The 4622-nt window shown below is 45.9% G+C and carries 3 protein-coding genes; 2 read left to right on the top strand and 1 reads right to left on the bottom strand.

All coding sequences use genetic code 11. From position 1 onward, the window contains the following. Window positions 1-466 precede the first annotated feature (466 nt). Window positions 467-3814 (top strand): valine--tRNA ligase, encoded by a 3348-nt coding sequence (locus BJP37_RS01515; RefSeq protein WP_075895919.1) that lies wholly within the window; start codon window positions 467-469, stop codon window positions 3812-3814. 22 nt (window positions 3815-3836) lie between these two features. Further along, entirely contained in the window at window positions 3837-4304 is a 468-nt protein-coding gene (locus tag BJP37_RS01520) for an HmpF-related protein (protein ID WP_075895921.1), read from the top strand. Here BJP37_RS01520 and BJP37_RS35340 read toward each other — a convergent pair. Continuing rightward, entirely contained in the window at window positions 4277-4492 is a 216-nt protein-coding gene (locus tag BJP37_RS35340) for a hypothetical protein (RefSeq protein ID WP_143727417.1), read from the bottom strand. The genes BJP37_RS01520 and BJP37_RS35340 overlap by 28 nt on opposite strands. Window positions 4493-4622 lie beyond the last annotated feature (130 nt).

Raw genomic sequence — 4622 nt, forward strand, 5'->3', positions numbered from 1 at the left:
GAGCGACTGCATCAAGAAAGGAGGACTTTCCCTACCCTCCGGGCATTACTACTTTCAGGTCAAACAATTGCGGGTCTCTCTCCCGGTTGTGCCTCGGTTTTTCAGCCTGTACCCTATACTCAGATTATACTATGGCGCTAAAGTTTTATCAACCTTTTGATAAAAGTTTTTTAGGCGACTAAACTCGCTAGTCACTTTCATCCCCGATAATCGCGATGCGGGGCTTTCAGTGTTGAGATTTCTAGTAACTCTCAAGTGTTGATCTCGATTGATCAACCGCGAAGACGACTCGCTTTTCTATACTTATCGATATATTAGCTGGACAGGTATTTGGTGACTCCCCACCAACTCATGCTCCCCTGCTTTTATGCCGCACGCATCCTTCCCGTATTTGCAGTTCATCTCCTTAACTATGCTTGAGCCTGTGGCAAAATTGAGGTAAGCCCATCTATTCACCATTCCCAGCATGACCGCAACCACACCCACCCTGGCAACCAAATACGAACCGAAAACCACCGAAGCCAAGTGGCAACAATACTGGGAAGAAAACCAAGTCTTCAAAGCTGACCCCAATCACCAGGGTGAACCCTATTGCGTTGTTATCCCCCCACCTAACGTTACTGGGAAGTTGCACATGGGTCACGCCTTCGAGAGTGCTCTGATCGACACCCTCGTCCGTTACCACCGGATGACAGGACGCAATACCCTGTGGCTACCAGGAACTGACCACGCTAGTATTGCTGTACAAACCATTCTCGATAGACAGCTAGAAGCTGAAGGCAAAACCCGCTATGACTTGGGACGGGAAAAGTTTCTTGAACGGGCTTGGGAGTGGAAGGAAGAATCAGGTGGCACCATCGTTAACCAGCTGAGGCGTTTGGGGGTCTCGGTAGATTGGTCGCGGGAACGGTTCACGATGGATGAAGGCTTATCGAAAGCAGTAATTGAAGCCTTTGTTCAACTCTATGATCAGGGACTGATTTATCGGGGCGAATATATGGTCAACTGGTGTCCAGCCTCGGAGTCCGCTGTCTCAGATTTGGAAGTGGAAAATAAGGAAGTTGATGGGCATTTGTGGCATTTTCGATATCCCCTGACTGATAGCAATGGTTTTGTGGAAGTAGCTACCACTAGACCAGAAACTATGTTGGGAGATACGGCGGTTGCAGTTAATCCTAATGATGAACGCTACCAGGATTTAATTGGTAAAACTGTAACCTTGCCAATTATGGGACGAAAAATTCCGATTATTGCTGATGAGTTGGTTGATCCAGGGTTTGGCACCGGTTGCGTCAAGGTAACTCCAGCCCATGACCCTAATGACTTTCAAATGGGTCAGCGTCATAGTCTGCCATTCATTAATATCATGAATAAGAATGGCACGTTAAATGAAAAGGCTGGCTCTTTCCAAGGACAAGACCGGTTTGAAGCCCGGAAAAATGTGGTGAAGCAGCTGGAAGCAGAAGAAGTGTTGGTTAAGGTAGAGGACTACAAACATACGGTACCCTATAGCGATCGCGGAAAGGTTCCTGTTGAACCCCTAATCTCAACGCAATGGTTTGTCAAAATTCGCCCCCTAGCTGACAGAGCCCTAGAGTCTCTTGACCAGCACCATTCACCGGTATTTATCCCGGAACGCTGGACGAAGGTCTACCGAGATTGGCTGGTGAAATTAAAAGACTGGTGTATCTCCCGCCAACTCTGGTGGGGACACCAAATTCCTGCTTGGTATGTGGTGAGTGAAACCAATGGGACAATCACTAGCGAGACTCCGTTTATTGTGGCTCACCATGAAGCAGAGGCTAAGAAGAAAGCAATAGCAAAATTTGGAGAAAATGTCAAGCTAGAGCAAGACTCAGATGTGCTGGATACCTGGTTTTCTTCAGGATTGTGGCCTTTCTCGACTATGGGGTGGCCTGAGGAGACTAAGGATTTGAAGACTTACTATCCGACTACCACCCTGGTAACAGGTTTTGACATCATTTTCTTCTGGGTTGCCCGCATGACCATGATGGCAGGACATTTTACGGGTAAAATGCCGTTTAAGAGTGTTTACATCCACGGGCTAGTGCGGGATGAAAACAATAAGAAAATGTCTAAGTCGGCTAACAATGGTATTGACCCGTTAATCCTGATTGACAAGTATGGTACGGATGCCGTGCGCTATACCTTGGTTCGGGAAGTGGCAGGTGCCGGTCAAGATATCCGATTAGAGTATAACCGCAAGACGGATGAGTCAGCTTCTGTAGAAGCATCCCGCAATTTTGCCAATAAACTGTGGAATGCAGCCCGGTTTGTAATGCTAAACCTTGATGGTAAGACTCCTGAAGAATTGGGTCAACCAAAAGTAGAGGCATTGGAATTATGCGATCGCTGGATTCTTTCCCGTTTTCATCAAGTGGTGCGTCAAACTAGGGATTATCTAGATGCTTATGGCTTGGGAGAAGCGGCTAAGGGACTGTATGAGTTCATCTGGGGTGATTTTTGTGATTGGTACATTGAACTGGTCAAATCCAGACTGCGTCAGGATGCCAATTCTCCGTCGCGGGTTGTGGCACAGCAAACTCTAGCTTACGTTTTAGAGGGTATCCTCAAGCTACTCCATCCCTTCATGCCCCATATCACTGAAGAAATCTGGCACACCTTGACCCAAAAATCTGGGCAGGTGTTGGCGCTACAACCTTATCCTATAGAGTACCTAGATGGTGAAACTGGGGAAAAAGAACTACAGACCACGGACAGCGAACTGCTAACCGTTAATAAATTAACGGATAATAAATCCGATTACCCTGATGCCCAATCACCGAGGTCAGGAACATCGTTGTCTAAGGACAAGGAAATCTCTAACCAAACTGTAGCTGTATTGTCTAAACTGCCAGAACTTTCTAAGACGTTGTTCGAGGACTACAAACAACCGATAATCGCAGCAGGGTTGGTTGTGGGAGGAATTATTGCCCTCAATATCCTCACAGCCTTCGTGGGTGCGCTCAATCGCATTTCCTTACTCTCAACTAGCTTAGAACTGATTGGTCTAGGATATGCCATTTGGTTTGTTTCCCGTTATGTGCTCAAGGCTGAGAATCGTCAAGAGTTATCGGAAAAAATTCAATCCATCAAAGCAGAAATTGTTGGTAAAGAAGACACTCAGCAATCCTCGGAATTGAAGAAAATTGAGTCCAACATGGGGATGATTGATGGGAATATCAAACAGGGAGAAGATATTAAAGATATAGAAGATATCAAAGATATAGAAGAGGTGCAGGTTAAAATAGACCATGACGTTTCGTCAATAGGCAATACCCAATCTTCTATATCCCCAAGTTCTCTAATTGACTCAGAACTAGAGCAAAGGTTTGAGCTGCTGATCGGTACAATCCGTACTATCCGCAACCTCCGGGCTGAGGCAGAGATTAAACCAGGGGTGACCGCACCTGTTATTCTGCAAAGCAGCAACAGTGACGAACGTCAAATTTTGGAGGCGGGTCTTGCCTATATCAAAGACTTAGGTAAGGTCAATCAATTAACCATCACTCCAGCCTTGGACAAAGAGGTTAAAAATACCATGGCGGGTGTAGTCGGTACTGTCCAGGTGCTAATTCCCCTAACTGGTGTGGTGGATGTGGATGCTCTACGGGCTAAGTTAGAAAAGAAGTTACGTAAAGTAGAGGCGGAAGTCAAATCCTTGTCTGGGCGTCTGGGTAATAAGAACTTTGTGAGTAAAGCTCCAGAAGCTGTGGTTAAGGGTGCTCAAGAGGCTTTAGCTGAGGCTAAAAAGCAAGAGTCTATTTTACGCGATCGCTTAAATAGACTTTAAACAGATTTCTATCAAACCGGTAATGCTACACCTAGCTCAAGTTCAAGACAATGATGATTTTGGCGGGCTCCAATTGCAACTACTTGCCCGCCAAAACTCTGATCAATTCTGGGAAGTCATTCAGCCAAGACCTGTGGCGTTTAGTAATTCCCAAGCTTTTAAAGAAGGTTGCTTAGTCTTAATCGATCTGGCTGAAACTCAAGAGGTGATCTCTATTCAATCTGCCACCGATTGGGTGTTAGATTTAGTCAAGAAGTATTTAACAGCTGAGGTTAAGTCTACCTTTTTAGAAGAAGAAATGAAACGGGCTGAACAATGGCGGCAAGAGCTAACCTTGAAAAGCCAAGGGTTAGATATCCGCGATTTAGAAGTAGAAGCACGTCGCGAAAAAATTGAAGCCTTAGCAGAAAACTTGAAATTGGAAAAGCAACAGCTGGAGCAAAAGGTAGCCCAATTGGAGGCTCAAATTGATGAAGCTGGTAATGAGTAAAGGGAATAGGGAATAGGGAATAGGGAATAGGGAATAGGGAATAGGGAAACAGAGGGAGGTGTGGGTCGAAATTCCTGTTGGAAGTAACCGGGAAACTCAAGAAGTGATTCTTGACACTCCCCGCCCTGGAAGGACGGGGATTCTTGTTTCAACGAGGTGACTTGTTTAACCAGGCCGGAGCCAGGCAAAATAGAGGTCTCCTCTCCACAAGCGTAGTTGGTCTTTGACCTAGGTTTCGTTGTGCCCCACCGTACCTTTTTTTTCTAACAGGGGGACAAGGAGGCATGAGAGTCTTATGTAGTGAGCGATACAGCAGAA

This window comes from Moorena bouillonii PNG, from assembly GCF_001942495.1.
Taxonomy (GTDB): domain Bacteria; phylum Cyanobacteriota; class Cyanobacteriia; order Cyanobacteriales; family Coleofasciculaceae; genus Moorena; species Moorena bouillonii.